The organism is Streptomyces sp. NPDC048191, from assembly GCF_040652655.1.
Taxonomy (GTDB): domain Bacteria; phylum Actinomycetota; class Actinomycetes; order Streptomycetales; family Streptomycetaceae; genus Streptomyces.
On sequence record NZ_JBEZMO010000013.1, the window covers coordinates 12418 to 35810 of the forward strand.

22 protein-coding genes are annotated in these 23393 nt (G+C 72.0%); 13 read left to right on the forward strand and 9 right to left on the reverse strand.

Going from position 1 to position 23393, the window contains the following annotated elements; genetic code table 11:
- Nucleotides 1-34: 34 nt before the first annotated feature.
- From AB0D93_RS21495 to AB0D93_RS21525, 7 genes are all read left to right on the forward strand, one after another.
- Complete coding sequence (locus tag AB0D93_RS21495) at nt 35-1132, forward strand: LLM class flavin-dependent oxidoreductase (protein WP_362121551.1); 1098 nt, start codon at nt 35-37, stop codon at nt 1130-1132.
- Nucleotides 1129-2409, forward strand: a complete 1281-nt coding sequence (locus AB0D93_RS21500; protein ID WP_362121553.1) for an NtaA/DmoA family FMN-dependent monooxygenase — start codon at nt 1129-1131, stop codon at nt 2407-2409. The genes AB0D93_RS21495 and AB0D93_RS21500 overlap by 4 nt, the downstream gene beginning before the upstream one ends.
- Nucleotides 2406-3209 carry a DUF1684 domain-containing protein gene (locus AB0D93_RS21505; protein WP_362121555.1) on the forward strand — a complete coding sequence of 268 codons (804 nt, stop codon included), beginning with the start codon at nt 2406-2408 and terminating at the stop codon, nt 3207-3209. The genes AB0D93_RS21500 and AB0D93_RS21505 overlap by 4 nt, the downstream gene beginning before the upstream one ends.
- Nucleotides 3210-3452: 243 nt before the next feature.
- A complete protein-coding gene (locus AB0D93_RS21510; protein WP_362121557.1) occupies nt 3453-4352 on the forward strand; it encodes a S1 family peptidase in 900 nt (299 codons plus the stop codon).
- Between the two features lie 324 nt (nt 4353-4676).
- Nucleotides 4677-5759: a S1 family peptidase gene (locus AB0D93_RS21515; protein WP_362121558.1), complete on the forward strand. Its 1083-nt coding sequence runs from the start codon at nt 4677-4679 to the stop codon at nt 5757-5759.
- A gap of 232 nt (nt 5760-5991) precedes the next feature.
- Nucleotides 5992-9420 (forward strand): DNA polymerase III subunit alpha, encoded by a 3429-nt coding sequence (locus AB0D93_RS21520; RefSeq protein ID WP_362121560.1) that lies wholly within the window; start codon nt 5992-5994, stop codon nt 9418-9420.
- The gene (locus tag AB0D93_RS21525) at nt 9417-10430 is read left to right on the forward strand and encodes a hypothetical protein (protein WP_362121562.1); all 1014 of its coding nucleotides are present in this window, start codon (nt 9417-9419) and stop codon (nt 10428-10430) included. The genes AB0D93_RS21520 and AB0D93_RS21525 overlap by 4 nt, the downstream gene beginning before the upstream one ends.
- Here AB0D93_RS21525 and AB0D93_RS21530 read toward each other — a convergent pair.
- Nucleotides 10408-10782 carry a cupin domain-containing protein gene (locus AB0D93_RS21530; protein WP_362121563.1) on the reverse strand — a complete coding sequence of 125 codons (375 nt, stop codon included), beginning with the start codon at nt 10780-10782 and terminating at the stop codon, nt 10408-10410. The genes AB0D93_RS21525 and AB0D93_RS21530 overlap by 23 nt on opposite strands.
- Before the next feature lie 87 nt (nt 10783-10869).
- On the opposite strand from AB0D93_RS21530, the gene AB0D93_RS21535 reads away from it, so the two are divergent.
- Entirely contained in the window at nt 10870-11316 is a 447-nt protein-coding gene (locus AB0D93_RS21535) for a MarR family winged helix-turn-helix transcriptional regulator (protein ID WP_362121565.1), read from the forward strand.
- Between the two features lie 167 nt (nt 11317-11483).
- Nucleotides 11484-12383 carry an alpha/beta fold hydrolase gene (locus AB0D93_RS21540; RefSeq protein WP_362121567.1) on the forward strand — a complete coding sequence of 300 codons (900 nt, stop codon included), beginning with the start codon at nt 11484-11486 and terminating at the stop codon, nt 12381-12383.
- A 51-nt stretch (nt 12384-12434) separates the two neighbouring features.
- On the opposite strand, the gene AB0D93_RS21545 is transcribed toward AB0D93_RS21540, so the two are convergent.
- The 3 genes from AB0D93_RS21545 to AB0D93_RS21555 all read right to left on the reverse strand — a co-directional run bounded on the left by AB0D93_RS21545 (nt 12435) and on the right by AB0D93_RS21555 (nt 17362).
- Nucleotides 12435-13412 carry a lytic polysaccharide monooxygenase gene (locus AB0D93_RS21545; RefSeq protein ID WP_362121569.1) on the reverse strand — a complete coding sequence of 326 codons (978 nt, stop codon included), beginning with the start codon at nt 13410-13412 and terminating at the stop codon, nt 12435-12437.
- Between the two features lie 147 nt (nt 13413-13559).
- Entirely contained in the window at nt 13560-16910 is a 3351-nt protein-coding gene (locus AB0D93_RS21550; protein ID WP_362121571.1) for a tetratricopeptide repeat protein, read from the reverse strand.
- Nucleotides 16907-17362, reverse strand: coding sequence for a hypothetical protein (locus tag AB0D93_RS21555; RefSeq protein WP_362121573.1), 456 nt, complete (start codon nt 17360-17362; stop codon nt 16907-16909). Before AB0D93_RS21555 ends, AB0D93_RS21550 begins: the two co-directional genes overlap by 4 nt.
- Nucleotides 17363-17456: 94 nt before the next feature.
- Here AB0D93_RS21555 and AB0D93_RS21560 point away from each other — a divergent pair, with 94 nt between their 5' ends.
- Nucleotides 17457-18236 carry a class I SAM-dependent methyltransferase gene (locus AB0D93_RS21560; RefSeq protein WP_362121575.1) on the forward strand — a complete coding sequence of 260 codons (780 nt, stop codon included), beginning with the start codon at nt 17457-17459 and terminating at the stop codon, nt 18234-18236.
- Nucleotides 18233-18691, forward strand: coding sequence for a GNAT family N-acetyltransferase (locus AB0D93_RS21565; protein WP_362121577.1), 459 nt, complete (start codon nt 18233-18235; stop codon nt 18689-18691). The genes AB0D93_RS21560 and AB0D93_RS21565 overlap by 4 nt, the downstream gene beginning before the upstream one ends.
- Before the next feature lie 13 nt (nt 18692-18704).
- Here the strand turns inward: AB0D93_RS21565 and AB0D93_RS21570 are convergent, their stop codons facing one another.
- On the reverse strand, nt 18705-18839 hold the full coding sequence (locus tag AB0D93_RS21570) for a hypothetical protein (RefSeq protein WP_362121579.1): 135 nt from the start codon (nt 18837-18839) through the stop codon (nt 18705-18707).
- A gap of 112 nt (nt 18840-18951) precedes the next feature.
- Here AB0D93_RS21570 and AB0D93_RS21575 point away from each other — a divergent pair, with 112 nt between their 5' ends.
- Entirely contained in the window at nt 18952-19575 is a 624-nt protein-coding gene (locus tag AB0D93_RS21575) for a class I SAM-dependent methyltransferase (protein ID WP_362121581.1), read from the forward strand.
- Nucleotides 19576-19610: 35 nt separating this feature from the next.
- Here AB0D93_RS21575 and AB0D93_RS21580 read toward each other — a convergent pair whose 3' ends face one another.
- Nucleotides 19611-20111, reverse strand: a complete 501-nt coding sequence (locus AB0D93_RS21580) for a DUF402 domain-containing protein (protein ID WP_362121583.1) — start codon at nt 20109-20111, stop codon at nt 19611-19613.
- Nucleotides 20092-21021: a GNAT family N-acetyltransferase gene (locus AB0D93_RS21585; RefSeq protein WP_362121585.1), complete on the reverse strand. Its 930-nt coding sequence runs from the start codon at nt 21019-21021 to the stop codon at nt 20092-20094. Before AB0D93_RS21585 ends, AB0D93_RS21580 begins: the two co-directional genes overlap by 20 nt.
- Before the next feature lie 71 nt (nt 21022-21092).
- On the opposite strand from AB0D93_RS21585, the gene AB0D93_RS21590 reads away from it, so the two are divergent.
- Nucleotides 21093-21461 carry a GntR family transcriptional regulator gene (locus tag AB0D93_RS21590; RefSeq protein ID WP_362121587.1) on the forward strand — a complete coding sequence of 123 codons (369 nt, stop codon included), beginning with the start codon at nt 21093-21095 and terminating at the stop codon, nt 21459-21461.
- Nucleotides 21462-21472: 11 nt separating this feature from the next.
- Here the strand turns inward: AB0D93_RS21590 and AB0D93_RS21595 are convergent, their stop codons facing one another.
- Together AB0D93_RS21595 and AB0D93_RS21600 are read right to left on the reverse strand one after the other, a co-directional pair.
- The gene (locus AB0D93_RS21595; RefSeq protein ID WP_362121589.1) at nt 21473-22243 is read right to left on the reverse strand and encodes a DUF72 domain-containing protein; all 771 of its coding nucleotides are present in this window, start codon (nt 22241-22243) and stop codon (nt 21473-21475) included.
- Between the two features lie 15 nt (nt 22244-22258).
- Nucleotides 22259-23353 carry a DUF5925 domain-containing protein gene (locus tag AB0D93_RS21600; RefSeq protein ID WP_362121591.1) on the reverse strand — a complete coding sequence of 365 codons (1095 nt, stop codon included), beginning with the start codon at nt 23351-23353 and terminating at the stop codon, nt 22259-22261.
- Nucleotides 23354-23393: the final 40 nt, after the last annotated feature.

Genomic DNA, 23393 nt, shown 5'->3' on the forward strand with positions numbered 1-23393 from the left:
TGCGCAGCGGAGCCGGACGGCGGGGGGTGCCGGGGTGAGCGCGCGGTACGGCCGAGGGCTGCCCCATCTCGCCGCCGGCGTCGACCTGCCGGGCTGTTTCGGCGCCGGACCGTACGCCGAGCTGGTGCGGCTCGCCGAACGCGGTGGCCTGGACTTCGTGACGCTGGGCGACTCCTTCGCCCGGCCCGGGCCCGATGCCCTCGGTGTGCTGTCCCGGGTGGCGCCCGCGACCCGGCGCATCGGCCTGGTCCCGACCGTCACCACCACCCACACCGAGCCCTTCCGGGTGCAGGCCGCCGTGGCGACGCTGGACTGGGTCAGCCGCGGCCGGGCCGGCTGGCGGATCGACGTGTCCGCCGGTGAGGACGAGGCCCGGCTCTTCGGCCTCCGTCCCCCGGCGCCGTTCACGGCGCGGTGGCAGGAGGCGGGCGAAGTCGCCGACGCGGCCGCGCGGTTGTGGGACAGCTGGGAGGACGGCGCCGGGATCCGGGACGTGCCCACGGGCCGCTTCCTGGACCGGGACAGGCTGCACCACGTCGACTTCAACGGCACCGGCTTCGCGGTCCGGGGCCCCTCGACCGTGCCCCGGCCGCCGCAGGGCCACCCCGTCCGCGTCGTCGACGCCACCGGGAGCCCGGCCCGTGCCGTCGCCGCCCGGCACGCCGACGTGGCCCTGGTCCATGCCGCGACCCCGGCGCAGGCCGCCGCGATGCGGGACGAACTGCGCGCCGGCGCCGCCGAGTCCGGCCGGGACCCGGACACCGTGCGGGTCCTGGTGAGCCTGCTGGTCGACCTCGGCGACGGAGAGCACGCCGCCGCACCCGGACACGGCGGCGGGGGCCCGCGGCCCACCGCTCGGGGGCCGCTGTACCGGGGCGGCCCGGTCGACCTCGCCGACCTGGTCGCCGGCTGGCACGCCGACGGTGTCACCGACGGCTTCCACCTCGTGCCCGTCGAACCGCGCCGTGACCTGGAGCGGCTGGTCAACGGCACGGTGGCGCTGCTCCAGCACCGCGGCCTGTTCCGCACCTTCTATCCGGGCAGCACCCTGCGCGAGCACCTGGGCCTCGCCCGGCCCGCCAACCGGTACGCCGCGACCGGGGGCAACGTCATGACAGGGGGAACGTCATGACCGTACGGCGGCGGATGCATCTCGCGGCCCGCGTTCCGGGCGGCGGTGACACCACCGAGGGGACGGATCCCGGCACGGACGCGTGGACCGGGTTCGCCGCCTTCGAGGACCTGGCCCGGATCGCCGAGCGCGGGCTGTTCGACTTCCTGCTGCTCGACGAGGGAATGCGGCTGCCCGAGCACAAGGGCCGCATCCACGACCTCGAACCGGCGGCACGGCCCGAACCGGTCGCCCTGCTGAACGCGCTCGCCGCAGGCACCGCGCGGCTCGGGCTCGCCGCCACGGCGGACACCGCCTTCGGCGAGCCGTACGAACTCGCCCGCAGCATCGCCACCTTGGACCACCTGAGCGGGGGCCGGGCGGCCTGGCGGGTGGCGGCCACCCCGGAGGCCGCCGAGAACTTCCGCCCGGGCGCCCGCCCGGAGCGTGCCCCGCGCGCCACGAGGACCGCCGAGTTCGTCACCGTGGCCAGGCTGCTGTGGGAGTCCTGGACGCCCGACGGGACACCCCGGCCGTTCGCGCACCGGGGCCGGCACTTCGACGTCGCCGGGGAGTTCGGGCTGCCGCGCTCACCGCAGGGGCGGCCCGTGGTGATCGCGGCGGACGAGTCCGAGGCGGCGCGGGAGCTGGCCGCGGCCACGGCCGACGTGCTCCTGACCCGGCACGGCCCGCCGGAGGCGGCCCGCGTCCGCCACGCCGACGTCGGGCGGCGGCTCGCCGCCTACGGCCGCGCACCGGAGGAGCTGAGGATCATGCCCGGCGTCACCGTCGTGCTCGGGGACACCGCCGCCGAGGCGCAGGAGCGGGCCGCCGGGATCAGACGGCGACGGGTCACCCCGCAGTACGCGCTGTACACACTGGAGCGGCTCTGGGGCGTGGACCTCGCCGGGCACGACCCCGACGGCCCGCTGCCCGCGATCGCCCCTCGGAGCAGGGACGGCGAAACCCTGGCGCGTGTGGCGAGGTTGCGGGCGCTGGCGGAGGAGAAGGGGCTCTCCAGCCGGGAGGCCGTGCTCGAGACCACGGGCAGGCAGTCCTTCGTGGGCACGCCCGACTCGGTCGCCGGTGAACTGCACGCCCGGGTCCGCGAGGGAGCGGCCGACGGCTTCCTGCTCGCGGCCGACGGGCTGGAGGAGTTCGTGGACCGGGTGGTGCCGCTGCTCCAGGAACGTGGCGCGTTCCGCACGGAATACCGGGGCGGCACCCTCCGCTCCCATCTCGGGCTGCCCCGTCCGGCGGGCGAAGACCGATCGCAGGGAAAAGGAGAGACGACATGACGACGGACGCGGCCGACGCGTGGAAGCAGTGGCACGAGAAGCGCGTCGAGAAGGTCTCCGCGCCCTACGGGCCGCTCGCGCTGACCACCACCCACTGGGTCGAGGACCATCCGGACGGTCGACTTCCGGACATTCCCGGGACCTGGGTGGCGGACGCCGACGGGATCGTGCTGACCGCCACCGGCGTCGACGGTCTGACCGTGGACGGCCGGCCCTTCACGGGTGAGGTCCGGCTCGCCGCCGACCTCGGGCCACAGGAGCGCGCGCGGGTCGCGCGGGGGGAACAACGGCTGATCGTGCTGGTGCGCGAGGGAGCGTGGGGGGTGCGGGTCTACGACCCGGGGTCCAGCACCAGGCGTGCCTTCCAGGGCATCGAGGCCACCCCGTACGACCCCCGCTGGTCGGTGCCGGGGCGTTTCACGCCGTACGACGACACCCGCACCGTGCGGGTCGGCAACGCGGACGGGCGGGAGCGGGGGCTCGCCCTCGCCGGCGAACTCGCCTTCGTTCTGGCGGGACGGGAGCTGACGCTTCAGGTCGCGCAGCAGGGCGACGGACTGCTGTGGGCGGTGTTCGCCGACGCCACCAGCGGCGACACCAGCTTCCGGTTCCGTTTCCTCCATCCGGCCGCGCCGGATCCCGAGGGACGTACGACCGTCGACTTCAACCGTGCCCAGCTGCCACCGTGCGCCTTCGCCGACCACTTCATCTGCCCTTTTCCGCCGCCCGGCAACACGCTGGACCTGGCGATCGAGGCGGGGGAGCGGGCGCTGAGCCGTCGTCAGCGTGCGTTTGGCTGATTGTCGGAATGCGCTGGGGTGGCGTCAGCGTGTGCTGAGCGGATGTCAAGAGCTGCCGCGTAAGAGTGGTTCAAAGTCCGACGGCCGAAAGGCACCCTTGTGGCGACCGGTCGTTCGGCCGAATACTCCCCCTCAGCGCTTGCCAGGGGGCATGCGTGTTCGGAATCCGGCGGCCCCCCTGGCTGCGACTCACGGGCCCCGACCCCACGCGGGCCCCCGACTTCCCCTGGGAGGGAACGAAAAGTGAGGATCAAGCGCACCACTCCCCGCAACGGCACTGCGAGACGGACCCGGCTGATCGCCGTGGCCACCGGCTTCCTGGCCGCGGCCGCGTTCGCCGCCCCCACCGCGAACGCCAGCGACGACGGCACGTTCAGCGCCACCCAGCTCGCCAAGGCCAGTGACTCCATCCTGAAGGCAAACGTGCCCGGTACCGCCTGGGCCGTGGACAGCAAGACCAACCGTGTCGTCCTCACCGTCGACAGCAGGGTCTCCAAGGCCCAGATCACCGAGATCAAGAAGCAGGCCGGCGCCGAGGCGGGCGCACTCACCATCAAGCACACCCGCGGCAGGTTCAGCAAGCTGATCAGCGGCGGCGACGCCATCTACGGCGGTCAGTACCGCTGCTCGCTCGGCTTCAACGTGCACAGCGGCAGCACCTACTACTTCCTCACCGCCGGCCACTGCGGCCAGGTGGCCTCCACCTGGTACAGCAACTCCAGCCACAGCACGGTGCTCGGCACCAACGTCGGCTACAGCTTCCCGGGCAACGACTTCGCGCTGGTGCGGTACACCAACTCCTCGATCTCGCATCCGAGTTCCGTGGGCGGCCAGTCCATCACCAGCGCGGCCACGCCGTCCGTGGGCACGACCGTGTACCGGCGTGGTTCCACCACCGGTACGCACAGCGGGCGGGTCACCGCGCTGAACGCCACCGTCAACTACGGCAGCGGCGACATCGTCTACGGGCTGATCCAGACCACGGTGTGCGCCGAGGGCGGCGACAGCGGCGGTCCGCTGTACGGCGGAAGCGTGGCGTACGGGCTGACGTCCGGTGGCAGCGGTGACTGCACCTCCGGTGGTACGACCTTCTTCCAGCCGGTGACCGAGGCGCTGAGCTACTACGGGGTCACGCTGCCCTGACGGTCCGGTTTCCGCCTTGGTGAGCCTCCGCGTGCCGTGGGTGCGCGGAGGCTTTTCCGTTGCCCGGCAAGGGGCGAGAACAAGCCATGCGGTGTCGTCACGTTCCGCTGAGGGCTCCTTGCGTGTCGTGTTTGCAGTGCGAATTCCCTGGTGGGTCCGTGGCCGGTCAAGCCGGTGGGGTGGTGGAAGCCCTCTCTACGCGCGTCCTGAAGTCAACCTTGTGTGCTCCCTGTGCCGTTCGGAAGAGTGGGCGCTCGTCAACCAGCCTTCCGGTCCGACGGGTCCCCACAACCCGCGGGCCATCCCCCCACAGGAGGACGTGAGTTGAAGCACCGACGCATATCCGGGCGGCGGGCCGCCGTGGCCGGTGCGGGAATCGCCGCACTGGTCGCCGCGGGTGTCACCTTGCAGAGTGCGAACGCCAGCGAGCCCGCGAAGTCGGCTCCTGCGCCGAAGGTTCTGTCCGCTCCGGCGGCCGGAAATCTCGCCTCGACGCTGCTGAAGAGCCTCGGCTCCGACGCGGCCGGCGGCTACTACGACGCCCAGGCCAGGAGCCTCGTCGTCAACGTGCTCGACCAGGGCGCCGTGAAGACCGTCGAGGCGGCCGGGGCCAAGGCGAGACTCGTCGCCAACTCGCTCGCCGCGCTGGACGGCGCACGGACGACCCTGAAGAAGGACGCGACCATACCGGGGACGTCGTGGTCGACCGACCCGGTGAGCAACAAGGTCGTCGTCACCGCCGACAGGACGGTCTCCGGCGCGCAGTGGACCAAGCTGAGCAAGGTGGTCGACGGGCTGGGCGCGAAGGCCGAACTGAAGCGGTCGAAGGGGCAGTTCAAGCCCTTCGTCGCCGGCGGTGACGCGATCAGCGGGTCCGGCGGGCGGTGCTCGCTCGGCTTCAACGTGGTCAAGGACGGGCAGCCGTACTTCCTGACCGCCGGGCACTGCACCGCGGCGATCTCCAGCTGGTCGGACTCCAGCGGCAAGGAGATCGGGCAGAACGCGGAGTCCCACTTCCCGGGGACCGACTTCGGGCTCGTGAAGTACACGGCGCAGGTCGACCACCCGAGCGAGGTGGACCTGTACAACGGCTCCACCCAGAAGATCACCGGCGCCGCCGAGGCGACGGTGGGGATGAAGGTGACGCGCAGCGGGTCGACGACCCATGTGCACGACGGTACGGTCACCGGCCTGAACGCCACGGTGAACTACCAGGAGGGCACCGTCAGCGGGCTCATCCAGACGAACGTGTGCGCCGAGCCGGGGGACAGTGGTGGCTCGCTGTTCTCGGGGAGCAACGCGATCGGGCTGACGTCCGGTGGCAGCGGTGACTGCACCTCCGGCGGGGAGACGTTCTTCCAGCCGGTCACCGCCGCGCTGTCCGCCACGGGGGCGCAGATCGGCTGATTCGTTCCGTCCGGTTCGATCCGTGGAGTCCCGTCCCTGGGTGGCCTGGGGGCGGGGCTTCGTGGTGTGCGGGGTGTTTGTCCGTGTCATGTCCCCGCAGGGCAGTGGGGTGGCGTTTGTGCAGGTGGCGGGGTGTCGAACGGATGTCGTACGTACGTTCGAGAATGGAGGTATGGTGGGGGTGGAAGTAGGGAACTGATGTTCGAGAGCCGTGCGAGTGCGGGAGGTGCGTGTGCCGGGCTTCGCGCATCTGCACACCGTCTCCGGGTTCTCCCTGAGGTACGGGGCATCCCACCCGGAGCGGCTGGCCGGGCGTGCCTCGGAGCGGGGGATGGACGCCCTCGCCCTTACCGATCGGGACACCGTCGCCGGTGCGGTGCGCTTCGCCAAGGCCTGTGCCGGGGTGGGGGTGCGGCCGCTCTTCGGCGTGGACCTGGCGGTGGGTGCGGCCGAGGCCGTGCGGAGCGAGCGGCGGCGGGTGCCGGTGCGCGGTGGTGCCTTCGTCGACGAGTCGGCTCCGCGTGTGACCTTTCTTGCCCGGGACGGGGCCCGGGGGTGGGCCGACCTGTGCCGGATCGTCACCGCGGCGCATGCGGGAGAGGGGGCTCCGCTGCTTCCCTGGTCCGCGAATCACGGGGACGGGCTCGTGGTCCTGCTCGGGCCCGGGTCGGATGTGGGGCGGGCTCTTGCGGCGGGGCGTCCCGACCGGGCCGCGAAGCTGCTCGGAGCGTGGCGTGAGGTCTACGGCGACGCGGTGCGGCTGGAGGCCTTCTGGCACGGCCGTACGGGTACCGGGACCGGCTCCCTGCGGCTGGCCGCCCGCACCGTCGGGTTCGCCGCCGAGCAGCGGGTGCGGCCGGTGCTCAGCAACGCCGTACGGTACGCCGATCCCGGGGCGGGGCCGGTCGCCGACGTGCTGGACGCCGCGCGCCGGCTGGTGCCGGTCGACCCGCGCGGGGAGCTGGACTCCGGAGAGGCGTGGCTGAAGGACGCGCAGGCGATGGCGGGGGTTGCCGAGCGGGTCGTGGAGGCCGCCGGATACCGGCGGGACACCGCCCGTCGGCTGCTGGAGCAGACCCTGGCCACGGCCGAGGAGTGCCGGGTCGACCCCGAGGACGACCTCGGCATCGGGACCGTTCACTTTCCCGAGGCGCATCTGGTGGGGGCCGGGCGGCGCACCGCCCAGCGGGCGCTCGCCTCGCGGGCGGTGGCGGGGATGGTGCGGCTCGGGTACGGCGGCAGGCGTGCGTACTGGGAGCGGATGCACCACGAGCTGGACATCATCGGCCATCACGGGTTCGCCTCCTACTTCTTGACGGTGGCCCAGGTCGTCGACGACGTACGGGAGATGGGGATCCGGGTGGCCGCCCGGGGGTCCGGGGCCGGGTCGCTCGTCAATCACCTGCTGGGGATCGCGCACGCGGACCCGGTCGAGCACGGGCTGCTGATGGAGCGCTTCCTGTCCAAGGAGCGGGTGGTGCTGCCGGACATCGACATCGATGTGGAGTCCGCGCGGCGGCTGGAGGTGTACCGGGCGATCATCGGGCGGTTCGGTGAGGAGCGGGTCGCGACCGTGTCCATGCCGGAGACCTACCGGGTGCGGCATGCCATCCGGGATGTGGGTGCCGCCCTGTCCATGGATCCGGCCGAGATCGACCGGGTGGCCAAGTCCTTTCCGCACATCCGGGCCCGGGATGCGCGTGCCGCGCTGGAGGAGCTGCCCGAGCTGAAGGAACTCGCGGGGGAGAAGGAGCGGTACGGCAGGCTGTGGGAGCTGGTCGAGGCGCTCGACGCCCTGCCGCGCGGGGTCGCCATGCATCCGTGCGGGGTGCTGCTGTCCGACGCCTCGCTTCTCGCCCGTACGCCGGTGGTGCCGACCAGCGGTGAGGGGCTGCCCATGTCGCAGTTCGACAAGGAGGACGTGGAGGACCTCGGCCTGCTCAAGCTCGATGTGCTGGGTGTGCGGATGCAGTCGGCGATGGCGCACGCGGTCGCCGAGGTGGAGCGGGTGACGGGGGAGCGGATCGATCTGGACGCGGTGCCGGCGGGAGATCCGAAGACGTATCGGCTGATCCGTTCGACCGAGACGCTGGGGTGCTTCCAGATCGAGTCGCCGGGGCAGCGGGACCTGGTGGGGCGGCTGCAGCCGAGTACCTTTCATGATCTGGTCGTCGACATCTCGCTGTTCCGGCCCGGACCCGTCGCCGCCGACATGGTGCGGCCGTTCATCGAGGCACGGCACGGGCGGGCGCCGGTGCGCTGTCCGCACCCGGATCTGGAAGAGGCGCTGAAGGGGACGTACGGCGTCGTCGTCTTCCATGAGCAGGTCATCGACATCGTCGCCGTCATGACCGGGTGCGGGCGGGGCGAGGCCGACCGGGTGCGGCGTGGCCTGTCCGACCCGGAGTCGCAGGGGCGGATCAAGGTGTGGTTCGCGCAGCAGGCCGCGGCCAGGGGATATGGGGCGGAAACGATTCAGCGGACCTGGGAGATCGTCGAGGCGTTCGGGTCCTACGGGTTCTGCAAGGCGCATGCTGTCGCGTTCGCCGTGCCGACCTATCAGTCGGCCTGGCTGAAGGCCCATCACCCGGCCGCCTTCTACGCCGGACTGCTCACGCACGATCCGGGGATGTATCCGAAGCGGCTGCTGCTGGCGGACGCGCGGCGGCGCGGGGTGCCGATCCTGCCGTTGGACGTGAACGTGTCCGGTGTCGCACACAGGATCGAACTGGTGTCTGAATCACCTGCCGTATGGGGCCTCCGGCTGGCTCTCTCCGACGTGCACGGCATCAGCGAGGCGGAGGCGAAGCGGATCGCGGACGGACAGCCGTACGCCTCCCTGCTGGACTTCTGGGAGCGGGCCCGCCCGAGCCGCCCCCTCGCCGGGCGGCTGGCGCAGGTGGGCGCGTTGGACGCCTTCGGTGCCAACCGGCGCGATCTGCAACTGCACCTGACCGAGCTGCACCGGGGCGCCCGGGGCGGCGGTGGCGGTCAACTCCCGTTGGCCGGCGGGCGGAAGACCGCGCCGGCGGGGCTGCCGGATCTGACGTCGGCGGAACGGCTCAGCGCCGAGCTGGGCGTGCTGTCCATGGACGCCTCGCGCAATCTGATGGACGACCACCGGGAGTTCCTCAAGGAGCTGGGCGTGGTCTCCGCGCGTCGGCTGCGGGAGGCGCGGCACGGGGAGACCGTGCTGGTCGCGGGCGCCAAGGCGGCCACCCAGACGCCGCCGATCCGGTCCGGCAAGCGGGTCATCTTCTCCACGCTGGACGACGGCACGGGACTGGTCGACCTGGCGTTCTTCGACGACTCGCACGACGCCTGCGCGCACACCGTCTTCCACTCGTGGCTGCTGCTGGTGCGCGGAGTGGTGCAGCGGCGTGGCCCGCGGAGCCTGAGCGTGGTGGGTTCCGCCGCCTGGAACCTCGCCGAGCTGGTGGAACTGCGTGCCGAGGGCGGCCTCGACGAGGTCGCGGCGCGGCTCGCGGAGCCCGTGGCCGAGGGCGCGGGCGGCGACCCGACCGGTGGGCGGCGGATCCAGCTGCCGACCGGATACCAGATGCATCCGTGGGCCGATCTGCGGCCCGCGGGGCAGGAGGCCTCACAAGGGCCCGCTGCCGTACGGAAGTTGTGGCACCAGAGTCCGGGGAGTGCGGGATGACCATTCTCTGCGTACGTTTCCAGCTGCCGCCGATGTACGAGGCGGCCCTGCCGGGACTGCTCGGGTTGCTGGAGGACCTCACCCCGGTCGTTCAGGCTCTGCCGCCGGACGGGGCACTGGCCGATCTGCGCGGCGCCGAGCGGTACTTCGGGCGCGACGCGGTGGAGCTGGCCTCGGTGATCCGGGTGCGGGCCCTCGCGCGGTACGGCGTCGACTGCGTGATCGGAGCCGGTCCGGGCCCCATGCTGGCCCGCGTGGCGCTGCTGGACGCCCGGCCCGGGGCGACGTGTGCCGTGCCCGAGGACCCGGACGGCATCGCCGGTTTCCTCGCCGAGCGGCCCGTGTCCGCGCTGCCCGGCGTCGGCGCGGCGACCGCCCGCACCCTGGGCGAGTACGGCCTGGACACCCTGGGCCTGGTCGCCGGCGCACCGCTGTCCACGCTCCAGCGGCTGATCGGCGCGAAGGCGGGCCGCGAACTGCGCGAGAAGGCGAGCGGCATCGACCGGGGCCGGGTCGTGCCGAACACCGTCTCGCGGGCACTGGCGGCGGAACGCGCCTTCGAGATCGACGAGTTGGACCCCGACCGGCACCGCAGGGCACTGCTGTCCGCCACCGAGGAGCTCGGTGCCCGGCTGCGCGCGGTGCGGAAGGTCTGCCGCACCCTGACCCTCACCGTCCGCTACGCCGACCGTTCCTCGACCACCCGCAGCCGCACCCTGAAGGAGCCGACCGCGCACTCGGCGGCCCTGACGAGGGCGGCCTACGGCATGTACGAGGCGCTCGGCCTGCAGCGTGCCCGGGTCCGCGCGCTCGCCCTGCGTGCGGAGGGCCTGGCCCCCGCCGACCAGGCCTCCTGCCAGCTCACCTTCGATCCCGTGGACGAGAAGGTCCGCCGCATCGAGGAGGTCGCGGACCGCGCGCGGGCGAAGTTCGGGCCCAGGGCGGTGATGCCGGGCGCGCTCGGGGGTGGCGGCGGTTCCACGTCTGTCAATTGGCCCAGGGCGGCGTGATCAGGGTGCCGTCGGCCAGCTCCGCCTCCAGGCCGACGGAGGTGGTTCCCCAGGACAGGGCGGTGTGATCGGTCGGGTTCTCCACGGCGAGGGTCGTGCCGGGATTGACGATCACGGTGTCGCCCGCGCCGATGCGCTCGGTGCGGCCGTCGAGGGTGATCAGCAGTTCGCCCACCAGTAGATGGAAGATCTCCTCCCGGTTGACGGTGTGGGCGGGCGCCTTGGTGCCCGCCGGTATCTCCCCGCGCCAGGCGCACAGCTCCTTGCTGCCGGTGAGCGGGGTGGCGTACGAGACGAAGCGGGCGCCGTGGATCTCATGGGTCGTGGCCTCGGAGGAGCGGATGACGGGCATGACGGTGATCTCCGTTCAAGTGGTCAAGCGGCTTGTCTATATGGTCAAGCTGCTTGACCAATCCGTCAAGGGTGTTTCAATGCCCCCGTGCAGAACTCCGAAGCCATGGCCCTGTCCGCCGCCCTGCTCGCCGTCGCGGGCGACCTCACGCAACGCATCCACGACGGGGTGGTGGCGCGCGGGTTCACCGATCTGCGGCCGGCGCACGGCTTCGCCTTCGCGCGACTCGCTCCGGACGGTGCCACCGTCACCGAGCTCGCGGCGCACCTCGGGGTGACCAAGCAGGCCGCGAGTCAGCTCGTCGACGAGATCGTACGCAAGGGGTACGGCGAGCGGCGGCCGCATCCGCAGGACGCGCGGGCCCGGCTGGTCGTGCTGACCGACCGCGGCCGGGCCTGCACCCGGGCGGCGGAGGCGGCGGCGGCCGAGGTCGTGGGGGGATGGGCCGAACTGCTGGGCGAGGGTGAAGTGCGCGTGTTGGGCGAGCGTTTGGCGCGGATCGCTCCCTATGGTCCGATCCGGCCTGCCTGGTGATGTTCCGTCAGCGTTCGGTGACGCTCTGGTTATCACTGGAAGTTTTTACTGACGCGTAACTTCACACGTGTGCTACTCGCCCGTAACTTGACGAGTGAACAGCATCCTCGTGATCCGGATCACAGGGTAAGGCCCCCACCTCCCTTGAGCCGCAAGGAGATCACACGATGCTGCCCTGGAAGCGAGCGCTCAGACCCCTCGCCGCGCTGCTCCTCACCGCCGCCGTCGCCACCGTTCCCGCCGCCACCGCGCACGCCACCGACGCCGCTCCGAGCTCGGCGTCCCCCCGCTCGAGCGAAGCCGAGAGCGGGGGAGGCTGGAACGACTACTCCTGCAAGCCCTCCGCCGCCCATCCCCGCCCGGTCGTCCTGGTGCACGGCACCCTGGGCAACTCGGTCGACAACTGGCTCTCCCTCGCCCCGTACCTGAAGGACCGCGGCTACTGCGTCTACTCCCTCGACTACGGCCAACTGCCGGGCGTCCCCCTCTTCTACGGCCTCGGTCCCATCGACAAGTCGGCCGAACAGCTGTCGGCCTTCGTGGACAAGGTGCTCGCCGCGACCGGAGCCGCCAAGGCCGACCTCGTCGGGCACTCCCAGGGCGGCATGATGCCCCGCTACTACCTGAGGTTCCTCGGCGGAGACGCCAAGGTGAACGCCCTCGTCGGCCTGGCCCCCGACAACCACGGCGCCACCCTGAGCGGCCTGACCAACCTGCTGCCGTACTTCCCCGGCGCCGCTGGCCTGATCAAGGCCACCACCCCCGGCCTCGCCGACCAGCTGCCCGGCTCCGACTTCCTCACCAAGCTCAACGCGGGCGGCGACACCGACCCCGGAGTGCACTACACGGTCATCGCCACCAAGTACGACGAGGTCGCCACGCCGTGGCGGAGCCAGTACCTGAGCGGCTCCGACGTCCACAACGTCCTGCTCCAGGACCTGTGCCCGCTCGACCTCTCCGAGCACGTCGCCATCGGCCTGTTCGACCGCATCGCCTTCCACGAGGTGGCCAACGCGCTCGACCCGGCCCACGCCACCGACACCACCTGCGCGTCCGCCTTCAGCTGACGTGCCGCCGGGGCCCGTCCGGCCTGAGCCGCCGGACAGGCCCCGGAACCCTCACCGGCGGTGGGCGCCACCCGTCGCCCGCCGCCGCACCGACAGGAACAGCGCGGCCGAACCGAGCGCCAGCGCCGCCGCACCGCCGAGGGCGACGTACGTGGTGCCGGTGGAGGCGCCGGTCTCCGCGAGGTTCTCCGACGTACCGGCCGCCTTCGGCGCGTTGGGCGCGGGGGGCGTGCCGGGCGCTCCGGCGGGCTGCCGCGCGGGGGCGGGTGTTCCGTCACCGCCGTGACCGTGGTGCCGCATCGTCGACTTGTCGGCACCGACCGCGACCTGCCGGTCGGAGGGCGCGGAGGCGGCCGGAGCGGGGCTCGCGCCCGCGCTTCCCACACCGGCGCCGCCGAAGTCCACGTCCGAGCAGGAGTAGAAGGCCTCCGGGCTGTCCGAGCGCTGCCAGATCGCGTACAGCAACTGCCGGCCGGACCGCTCGGGAAGCGTGCCGGAGAAGGCGTAGAAGCCGCCCGAGGCCACCGGATCGGTGGCCGTCGCCACCGGATGCTCCAGATCCAGCTCGGACCAGGCCAGCGGCTTGGCGGGGTCGTAACCCGGCTTGGTGAGATAGACCTTGAAGGTGCCCTTGTGCTGGGCCGTCACCCGGTACCTGAAGGTGTACGAGCCGCCGTGCACGCTCGTCGCCGGCCAGTCGGCGCGGGCCAGGTCCAGGCCCTTGAACTCCTCGTTGTTCGCGCTGCACAGCTTGCCGTCCGGGATCAGCTTCCGGTGCTGCCCGGCGGCGTCGCCGATCCGGATGCCGTTCCAGTCGTACAGCGCCTGCGTGCCCCCGGCCGCCACCGCCGCCCTGCACGCGGCCGACTTCGGGCTCTCCGGCCCCTCCGCGTAGCACTGCGAGACCCGGCTGACCGGATCACCCATCGAGCCGTGCGCCGACGCCGGGGCGGCGGCGAGCGCGGTCAGGGCGGCCGGCAGACCGAGTACGGCGACGACGGCGGCCGTACGGCGGACGCGAGCGGGCATGCGGAACTCCTCGGCAGACGGCCCTTCGGCGGGGCGGGAACCCGTGGGGGGTGATCCGAAGCTAGCCCCAAGAAACCGCGGAATCGCCTGCTGGAGGCGGGTGGAGGAGATCCTTATGGTGCCGTTAAGGCCGGACTAACCGGGGGCTCAGGAAGAGCCCCCGGCAGAGCCCGCGTCGCGGATCGTCACCGCCTGCGAGAAGACCTCCCTCGCCTTCTCGGGCCTGCCCAGCTCGTGCAGCACCAGGCCCACCTTGTTCAACGCCGATACCAGGAGCTCCCCATAGGAGGCGTCCGTGCGGGCGAGGGCCCGGTAGTGGCCGGCGGCTTCCTCGAACGGGACAAGAGCATCCCGCCTGCGGTCCAGTCGGTACAGGGCGGACCCGAGATTGTTCAAGGTGAGGGCCAGTTGTGGCACGAAGAAGACGTTGTTCCTGGCGAGCTCCCGGAAGACGGCGCATGACTCCTGGAGCGATGCGACGGCATCGTCCGGTCTCCCGCCGTCGCGGAGCTGATGTCGTCCGAGGTTGTGCAGGGCTACGGCGAGTGGGGGCAGATAGCGCTCCGGCTCCTTCTCCGCCAACGGGCGGTGCACGAGGACCGCGGCTTCCAGGGTGAGACGGGTCGCCAACTCCTCGGTCCCTGCTTCGTCCGGCCGCTGGAACGCCCTCGCCCGCGAGTACACCCGTCGACGGCGTGGCGAGGGCGCCGGCGGGGTACGCCGCCGCATCGTCGCGGCCTCCGCGGCGACGTCCCGTGCTTCGTGGGCCCGGCCGAGTTCGTGAAGCACACCGGCCAACTCGTCGAGAACGCCGGCAAGGCGTTCCGGCAACCGCGGAGTCATGTGCTGGGCCGTCAAGTGCCGCATGGACTCGCGAGCGTTCTTGAGGTCGCTCTCCGCCTCGTCCAGCCGGCCCAGTCGTCGCAGGAGGCGCCCCCGTAGGCCCAGGTCGAGGGCGATGGCGCCGAAGACGTCCACCTCCGGTGAGCTGTTCGCCAAGGCCCAGCGGAGCTGGAACGCCCGCCCAGCGGCATCGGCCGCCTCGTCCGTGCGTCCGCACGCGTCGAGCCGGAGTGCGAGCAGATGCAGCGAGTTCGCCAGCGCTTTCGCGTTGGCCGAGTCGGCGTCCCACTCCTTCCGCCGGATGGCCACCGCCTCCTCGGTGACGGCGAGCGCTTCGTCCGTCCGTCCCGCCTCGGCGAGTTGCCGTCCGGTCCACTCCAGTCCGTCGGCCAGATCGGGAAGGAGAGCCGGGTGGACCGCAATCAACCGCCGCAGGTGATCGGTTGCCATCTCGAAGAAACCGAGAGCTCGGTCCGTCAGGCCCATCTCACCCGTACAGATGCCGACCTCGATGACGGAGCGAAGGTTGTCGGCGAAGTGGGTCGGAAAGTCGGCGTCGGTGAGCTTGTTGCGGATCTCGGCCGCATCGAAGGTCGGACGCGCCGACTCCTGGATCCGGCCCAGTGCACGCAGCCGCCTGCCCTGCGCGCTCAGTGCCGAAGCGAGCTGCGGCAGGACGGAGTCGTGCGAGGTCTCCCGGAGGTACTCGTAGATGGAGACGGCCTCGTCGATGAATTCCAGTGCCGTCTCACCCCGCCCCAGGGCATGGGCGTTGTCGCTGGCGGTCGAGAGGCATTCCGCGAGGAGGAGCAGTTGCCTGTCCGAGCCGTCGTCGACAAGCGCCCGCGCGACCTGACTGGCCTCGACGCACAGGGCGAACGCCATCACGAGCAGGCCCCCGGTGTCCGTCAGCGCCCGGCTCAGCCGGATCAGGGCTTTGACCTGGAGGGGAAGGACGGAAGGGTCGGCCTCCGCCATGCTCTGCCGCCCGAGGTCCACCGCGTCTCCCAGCGGCTTGACCGCGTCGAACGGCCGCCCGGCGTGCAGCATCCGCAGCCCCAGCCGGTTCAGCAGCCGCATCCGCTCGTCCGGGGCGGAGGTGGCCTCCAGCCGCCGGGGGGTGACCCGATCACACGTGGCCACGGCCCCGGTGGCCAGGTCGAGCCGTGCCAGCTCTCCGCTGAGGTCCTCGATCGTGTCGTCGACCGCGGTCAGCATGTCCAGGTCCACGTCCTCCACGGAAGCCAGCTGCAGAAGAGCGGTGCTGCCCGCGTGAGTGGCGACCTCGGGGTGCGCTGCGAGCATCGGATAGAGGTAACCGGTGCCGACATGCGGCCATCGGGCGGCCGCGGCGGCGAGGAAGGTGACCGCACGCATGATCCAGTGCCGCGGGAGGGCGTCGGGGAGGGGCTGCAGGAAGGTGGTGCAGACGGCGGCGGCCCAACGGTCCGTGGGATAGGCGGTGACGGGGCTGCCGGGCAAGGTGAATGCCAGGAAGTCCTCGGCGAGGCGGTCCGGAAGCAGAGGCTGGAGCACCCCTTCCCGGAACAGTTCCGTGGCCGGGTAACAGACGGAGTGGTCGGCGAGGAGCACCTCGGGCGGGATCTCGTCGCTCACCACGGAGAGCAGCCGTTCCACATGGCTTCGGTGGCTCAGGCCGATGAGGCCGGCCAGGAACACCATGCGGGCCATCACCGCCGGAGGCGTGCGGTAGCCGGACCCCGCCCCGGAAGTCTCGTAGAGCTGCTCCCAGTTCTCGTACTCGCGGTCGAGCAGGTAGGCGGTGAGTCCGGTCATCCCGGCCGGGGCGCGCCGGCCGTGGGCCGCGGCGTCCACGGCCACGAGGGCGGCCGTCAGCACGGCCAGGGTCAGCCCGAACTCCGCGTCGTTCAGCGCGTCCGGGGGACTGATCCTCTTCGGCCCGGTGATCTGCGGGTAATGCCGGGCGAAGCTGTCACGTGCGACGCGGAACAGATGCTCGCGCTGTTCTCCGGCCTCCGGGACCGGAGCCAGGTACTGGTCGGAGGAGTCGGCGTTCGTCCTCAGCCGGTTCAGCCTCCCGCGGACCGCCGGCCACTGGTCGACCGACCGGGCCAGGAGCAGGACACGGGCGGGAACGTCCTTCCGCAGCAGCTGGTTGTGGAACAGCCAGCTCAGATGGGAGACGGGCCAGCGGTCCGCGTAGTCGACGAGGACGAGCACCCCCGCGTGTCCGTCCGGACGCAGGTCCTGCTCGAGGTCCGCAGGGGGGTGGGTGTCGGTGCCGTGGACCGCGTCCACGACCTTCCAGCCCCTGGCGCCGGCATCGGAGGCCAGTTGGAGGGCGAGCCGGGTCTTGCCCTGTCCGCCTTCGCCGTGCAGCCAGCGGACGGCGAGACGTGGCCCGGTGTCACGCCACGCGGTCAGTGCCCGTAACTCTTCGTCGCGTCCCGTGAAGTCGACCACCGCGGCGCGTGAATCGAGCATGCGGGAGGGCTGGGCCCGCAGCCACTCGGTGTCCACGGTGGTGACCGGCTGATGCTCGAAGAGGCGGTACACGGGCGTACCGTCACCGAAGACGTGGATGTCGGCGCCGATCGTGCCATAGGCGTATCCGGACTCGACCCTGATCTCCTGCAGGGCATTCCAGGCCGCGTCATCCGCACCCGGTCTCACGGCCGCGGGTCCTCACCGGTGGGAGGTTCCGGGGGCATTCCCTGGTGGTAGTGAATGACGTTGCCGCCCATCACCCCGTACGCCGTTCCGTGATCACGGGCGATGTTGGTCATCACCCAGTTCTTCCCGCCGCGGGGGAGCTCGCTCTGCACCTCCTCGACGAGGCGGCGGAGCTCCGGCTCGGCATCCGGATGCTCGGTCAGCAGCTGGACGAGCTCCAACTGCCACTGACCTACGATCAGTTGCCTGGCCCCGTCGGGATCGTCCGCCCGCTCGACCAGCGTCGCGTGGTGGTCCAACTGCCCTTCCAGCAACGCCCGCTGCGCGTCCGCCCTGCGCCGGAACAGCCGGACCGCACCGTCGCGGCCCGTCTGCCACGCATCCGAGGCCATGGCCGACACAAGTGCCCCGGCGCCCGTACCCGCCAGCGCCGTGATCGCTTCCGGCACCATTGAGCCCCCTCTCAACCAGCCGTACCTTCAGGGTACTTGATCGGTCGAGCCGGCGAGCAGGACAAGATCCCCGGGGACTGGCTAGGCTGCGACGATGGAACGCGTGACCGACGTGCCCGAGGCCTTCGCCCAGTCCGCGGATCCGGCCCGGGCGAACGACTACGACAGCTTCGCCGAGGCGTACTCGGTGGAGAACGAGGACAACCTCGTGAACGCGTACTACGCGCGGCCCGCGATGGTGGCCCTCGCCGGAGACGTCGCCGGCCGCCGGATCCTGGACGCCGGCTGCGGCTCGGGACCCCTGTCCGCCGCGCTGCGCGACCGCGGTGCCGTGGTCACCGGCATCGACGCCAGCCCCGCGATGCTGGCGCTGGCCAGGCGACGGCTCGGTGACGACGTGGCCCTGCACCTGGCCGACCTGGGCGAGCGCCTGCCGTTCGGCGACGGCGTGTTCGACGACGTGGTCGCGTCGCTGGTCCTGCACTACCTGGAGGACTGGGGGCCGACGCTGGCCGAGATGCGGCGGGTGCTCAGGCCCGGCGGCCGGCTGATCGCGTCCGTGGACCACCCTTTCGTGGCCTACACGATCGAGGATCCCCGGCCCGACTATTTCGCGACCACCAGCTACTCCTTCGACTGGACCTTCGACGGGCGCTCCTTCCCGATGAGGTTCTGGCGCAGGTCGTTGCAGGCGATGGTCGACGCCTTCACCACCGCCGGCTTCCGTCTTTCGGCCATCAGCGAGCCGCAGCCCGACTCGGCCGCCCGTGAGTTGTTCCCCGACGGCTTCCACGACCTTTCGACCAAGGCCTGCTTCCTGTTCTTCGTCGTCGAGGTACCGCCGTCGGCCACGGGCTCGGACGACCGGTCATGAGCGGCGTGAACCCGGAGCGCGTCCGGCCGGCCGTCGCCGGTGACGTGCCGGCCGTCCAGGCCGTGACGGACGCGGCCTACCGCCCCTACATCGAGCGGATCGGTGTGGTGCCGCAGCCCATGGAGGCGGACCACGCCGCGAACGTGGCCGCGGGCAGGGTGTTCGTCACCGGGGAGCCCGTCGACGGGCTGGTCGTGGTCGAGGCGTTCGCCGGGCATCTCTTCCTGGACAGCGTCGCCGTGCACCCCGATGCCCATGGCAGGGGCGTCGGGCGGCGGTTGCTGCGGTTCGTCGACGCACGCGCGCGTGAGCTCGGCCTCGGCGAGATCCGGCTCTACACGAACGCGTTGATGTGGGAGAACCAGAAGATCTATCCGAAGTACGGGTACGAGGTCGTGGAACGCCGCGTCGACGGGCCCTACGACCGGATTCACTACCGCAAGCTGCTGGACTGAAGGCCCCGGCGGTTCAACCGTCGGGCCACCAGGTGCGCGCGATGTCCTTGCGCACTTCGGGGCGCCCTGTGGGGCGCTCCTCCGCCTCTTCGCGGATCCGGCGGCTGTCCGTCTTCTTCAGGGGCTTGTGCACGTTTACGCGGCGCATGGCTGCCTCCTTCAGCGCCTACCGAGTTTCCGTGTTGTCACGGAGATAGACGCTTTTGGGGAGAGTTCCTCATCGGAGCCGGGTTGTCAGTGGCGGGTGTCACTCTTGGGACATGACGAACGTGAACCACGACACGGTTGCGGCGGGGGCCCCGGAAGTGGACTGGGACGCCGAGGCCACGGCCTTCGACGACGAGCCGGACCACGGCCTGCGCGACCCGGAGGTCCGCGCCGCCTGGGCAGGCCGGCTCCGCGACTGGCTGCCCGGCCACCCCGCCGACGTCCTCGACCTCGGCTGCGGCACCGGCAGCCTGTCGCTCCTCGCGGCCGAGCGGGGACACCGGGTGACGGGCGTCGACTCGTCCCCGGAGATGGTCGGACGGGCCCGCGCCAAGCTCGCCGGGCGGGACGCGGTGGTCCTGCTCGGGGATGCGGCGGCCCCGCCGGTGGGGGAGCAGCGCTTCGACGTGGTCCTCGTGCGGCATGTGCTCTGGGCGCTGCCGGAACCGGGCCGGGCGCTGCGGCGCTGGCGGGACCTGCTGCGGCCGTCAGGCCGTTTCGTGCTGGTCGAGGGCGTCTGGGGCACCGTGCACCCCGTGGGCGTCCCCGCCGCCCGGCTCGCCGGGCTGCTCGCGCCGCTGAGCGCGGACGTGCGCGTGGAGCGACTGTCCGACGACTCCCTGTTGTGGGGGAAGGTGGTGGAGGACGAGCGGTACGCGGTGGTGGCGACGGTGTGAGCGGGAGCCCGGTCGGGCAGGGGGCGCCGAGCGTGTCAGGTCAGCAACCGTGCGAAGCCGCCGGTGCGGGCCAGCGCCTCCAGTTCGTCGAGGGCCGCCACGGCGGCGGACGCGGCCTCGGGGTCCGACTCCGTCAGCCCGCTCCCGGCGAACTCGTCCTCGTCCAGACGCCGTACGTCCGTGCCGTCGGCGGAGCGCCACAGGTCCAGGTCGAGGTCCTCCACGACCAGTTCGCCGCCGGTGCGGACCGCCGGGCGGGTGATGTCGCAGTACCAGCCCTTCACGGTGCCGTCCGCCGCGCGGACCTCCTTCACCGAGTACCAGCGGTTCCGCCAGTAGTACTCGGTGAAGAGATCGCCGGGCTCGAAGCGAACGAAGCCGAAGTCACGCACGCCGGCGCCCGCCCAGGGGGCGCGTACGGCGAGGCGGGTGCCGTCGTCCTGGAGCAGCTCCGCCGGATAACGGATCTTCGTCCGGCCCGCCTTGACCAGGACGACCTCCAACCGGGTCGGCCTGTCAGCCGAGTTCTCGGACATAGCGCACCTCCGTCGCGCAGATCTCGTACCCGAGCCACTTGTTGATCGCGAGCATCGGGCCGTTGCCGGTGTCGTTGCCCGTCAGCGCCTCCGCGCAGCCGGCGGCGCGGGCGCGGTGCAGAGCGTGGACCTTGGCGAGCTTGGCCAGGCCCCGGCCGCGGTACGCGCGCGCGGTACCGGTCATGGCCGTGGTGTACCGGGAACCGCCGTCGGTGTAGGCCACGCTGAAGGCGGCGGGCCGCCCGTCGGCCATCACGACGGTGGTCAGCTCCCGGTTGAGCAGCGGGTGCTTCCAGGTCTCCTCGATCCAGGCCTCGTAGTCGGTGAACTCGGAGTCCACATCGCTCGGTTCGTCCGCCATCGTCTCCGCGTCCAGCTCGAACAACGGGCGGGGGTCGGCCGAGAAGTCGGCGGCCGTGCGCACTTCGACGCCGGCCGGGGAAGACGGCAGCGGCGGCAGAGCGGCCCGGCCCAGGTCCAGACGCAGGAAGTGGGCGGAGCGTCCGACGCCGTAGCCGCGCCGTTCGGCGAAGGCCCGGTTGGCCGGCTCGTCCAGGAGCCAGGCGAACAGCTTCCTCGCCCCGTGCGCGGCCAGGTGCTCCTCGGCCGCACGGACCAGCAGCCCGCCCGCGCCGCGCCGCGTCCGCTCCGGGTGCACGTAGATGTTGAGCATTCCCTGGCCCGGTTCCGGGCTGTCGTGGACGAGCGACACCTGGGCGGTGCCGATCACCTCGCCGTCCTCCTCCGCGACCAGGGACCTGAACGCGGCCTCGGGCGGGGTGCGGGTCAGGTGGTGGAGGACGGCGTCCGGGGTCCACAGGATGTAGGGCAGGGCGAGATGCCGTACCCGGACGAAGGCCGCGACATCGGATCGGTCATCGGGGCGCAGGTCGCGCACGATCACTGTCATGGGCAGGCACGGTAGGCGCAGGCGTGCCGGGGATGCCTCTCATTTTCCGGCGGGTGCGGGACAATCGGCCCGTGAGCCTGAAGATCCGCATCGACGACAGCGCGCCCCCGTACGAGCAGGTGCGAGCGCAGATTTCCGAGCAGGCCCGGTCCGGGGCACTGCCGGTGGGATACCGGCTGCCGACCGTGCGGGGGCTGGCCGAGGCCCTCGGCCTCGCGGTGAACACGGTCGCCAAGGCCTACCGGGCGCTGGAGAGCGACGGGGTGATCGAGACGCGGGGGCGCAACGGAACGTTCGTCGCTGCCGCCGGCTCGGCCGCGGAACGTGAGGCTTCCCTGGCCGCACAGGCGTACGTGGAGCGGGTGCGGCGGTTGGGACTGGGGGAGTCCCAGGCGCTGGCCGCGGTGCGGGATGCGCTGCGGGCGGCTTACGGGGAGTAGGGGCCCGGCGACTACCGGCGTTGCGCGGGCTCCGGGATCCGGGTCACCGGCAACCCCGCCCGTCCCGCCGCTCTTCCGAACGTCACCGCGTCCCGCACCGCCGCACCCCCCGGATCGTTGTTGAAGTACGCGTACACGTCCTCCCGCTGCCGCCACGTCGTCGCGATGCGGTCCACCCAGGTCTCCAGGGAGCGGCGGCCGTAGTGGGGCCAGGGCCGCGCGCGGCCCTGGTGGAAGCGGACGTAGCCCCAGTCGGTGGTGCGCCACAGCGGGGTGACCGGTCGGGCCTGGACGTCCGCCCAGCACAGGCTGGCGCCCCGGGCCGCGAGGACCTCGCGCACCTCGGGCGTCCACCAGGAGTCGTGGCGGGGTTCCACCGCGACCCGCGTGCCGGACGGGAAGCAGGCCAGACAGGCGTCCAGCAGCGCCGGGTCCGCGCGCAGGGTCGGGGGAAGCTGGAGCAGGACCGGGCCCAGCCGGTCGCCGAGGCCCGCCGCGTGGCTCATCAGGCGGTGGACCGGTTCCTCCGGCTCCTTCAGACGCTTGATGTGGGTGAGATAGCGGCTGGCCTTGACCGCGACCACGAAGTCCTCCGGGACCCGCTCCCGCCACGCCTCGAAGTTCTCCCGGGAGGGGAGACGGTAGAACGCGTTGTTGATCTCCACCGTCGCGAACAGGCGCGTGTACTCCTCCAGCCACAGCCGCGCCGGGACCCCGGCCGGATAGACGAGGTCCCGCCAGTCCTTGTACTGCCACCCCGAGGTGCCGACGAACAAGGTCACAGCACCATCAAAGCACTACAGGTACAGGCCCGCGTCCGCGCCGTCCCGCGCCCCCGGCACCGAGGTCGGCGTCGTGCCCCGGCGCAGGGCGTACAGCTCGGCCAGGGTGGCTCCCTCACGGCCGACGCCCTCCTCGGTGCCGAGCCAGTTCACCGCCTCGCGGCGGGTCAGCGGGCCCACTTCGATACGGGCCAGACAGCGGCCGGGGCGGACCACGGCGGGGTGCAGGCGCTCCAGGTCCTCGTTGGTGGTGACGCCGACCAGGACGTTGCGGCCCTGGCCGAGCAGGCCGTCGGTGAGGTTCAGCAGCCGGGACAGGGCCTGGCCCGCCGTGTGCTTGGCCTCGCCGCGGATCAGCTCGTCGCAGTCCTCCAGCAGCAGAAGCCGCCAGCGGCCCTTGCCCGCGCCGTCCTCCTCGCCGATCGCGATGTCCATCAGATAGCCGACGTCGGAGAAGAGCCGCTCCGGGTCCAGGACGCAGTCGACCTGGCACCAGTCGCGCCAGGAGCGGGCCAGGGTGCGCAGGGCGGAGGTCTTGCCGGTGCCGGGCGGGCCGTGCAGCAGGAGCAGCCGGCCGGCGATGTCCTCCGGGGTCGTCTTCATCAGGCGGTCCATCGCCTCCGCCACCGGTGCCGTGTAGTTGGCCCGGACCTCGTCCCAGGTGCCCGCGGAGATCTGGCGGGTGGTGCGGTGCGGGCCGCGCCGCGGGGAGACGTACCAGAAGCCCATGGTCACGTTCTCCGGCTGCGGCTCCGGTTCGTCGGCCGCGCCGTCGGTGGCCCGGTCGAGGACCGACTTCGCCAGCTCGGCGCTGGTCGCCGTCACCGTGACGTCCGCGCCGCGGTTCCAGCGGGAGACCAGCAGGGTCCAGCCGTCGCCCTCGGCGAGGGTGGCGCTGCGGTCGTCGTCACGCGCGACCCTGAGCACGCGGGCGCCCTCCGGCAGCAGGGTCGCGCCGGAGCGGACGCGGTCGATGTTGGCCGCGTGCGAGTACGGCTGCTCGCCCGTCGCGAAGCGGCCGAGGAACAGCGCGTCGACGACGTCGGACGGCGAGTCGGAGTCGTCGACGTGGAGCCGGATCGGCAGAGCGTCGTGTGGGTTCGCAGACATGCGGCCATGATCCGGCACCGGTGCGCTCCGCGCACGGCAT

What these genes read in the sequence shown, in the direction of transcription:
- AB0D93_RS21505 (WP_362121555.1), top strand. Translation starts at nt 2,406, where the DNA reads ATGACGACGGACGCGGCCGACGCGTGGAAGCAGTGGCACGAGAAGCGC.
- AB0D93_RS21540 (WP_362121567.1), top strand. Translation starts at nt 11,484, where the DNA reads ATGCTGCCCTGGAAGCGAGCGCTCAGACCCCTCGCCGCGCTGCTCCTC.
- AB0D93_RS21525 (WP_362121562.1), top strand. Translation starts at nt 9,417, where the DNA reads ATGACCATTCTCTGCGTACGTTTCCAGCTGCCGCCGATGTACGAGGCG.
- AB0D93_RS21500 (WP_362121553.1), top strand. Translation starts at nt 1,129, where the DNA reads ATGACCGTACGGCGGCGGATGCATCTCGCGGCCCGCGTTCCGGGCGGC.
- AB0D93_RS21565 (WP_362121577.1), top strand. Translation starts at nt 18,233, where the DNA reads ATGAGCGGCGTGAACCCGGAGCGCGTCCGGCCGGCCGTCGCCGGTGAC.
- AB0D93_RS21575 (WP_362121581.1), top strand. Translation starts at nt 18,952, where the DNA reads ATGACGAACGTGAACCACGACACGGTTGCGGCGGGGGCCCCGGAAGTG.
- AB0D93_RS21600 (WP_362121591.1), bottom strand. Translation starts at nt 23,353, where the DNA reads ATGTCTGCGAACCCACACGACGCTCTGCCGATCCGGCTCCACGTCGAC.
- AB0D93_RS21545 (WP_362121569.1), bottom strand. Translation starts at nt 13,412, where the DNA reads ATGCCCGCTCGCGTCCGCCGTACGGCCGCCGTCGTCGCCGTACTCGGT.
- AB0D93_RS21585 (WP_362121585.1), bottom strand. Translation starts at nt 21,021, where the DNA reads ATGACAGTGATCGTGCGCGACCTGCGCCCCGATGACCGATCCGATGTC.
- AB0D93_RS21570 (WP_362121579.1), bottom strand. Translation starts at nt 18,839, where the DNA reads ATGCGCCGCGTAAACGTGCACAAGCCCCTGAAGAAGACGGACAGCCGC.
- AB0D93_RS21530 (WP_362121563.1), bottom strand. Translation starts at nt 10,782, where the DNA reads ATGCCCGTCATCCGCTCCTCCGAGGCCACGACCCATGAGATCCACGGC.
- AB0D93_RS21580 (WP_362121583.1), bottom strand. Translation starts at nt 20,111, where the DNA reads ATGTCCGAGAACTCGGCTGACAGGCCGACCCGGTTGGAGGTCGTCCTG.
- AB0D93_RS21555 (WP_362121573.1), bottom strand. Translation starts at nt 17,362, where the DNA reads ATGGTGCCGGAAGCGATCACGGCGCTGGCGGGTACGGGCGCCGGGGCA.
- AB0D93_RS21560 (WP_362121575.1), top strand. Translation starts at nt 17,457, where the DNA reads ATGGAACGCGTGACCGACGTGCCCGAGGCCTTCGCCCAGTCCGCGGAT.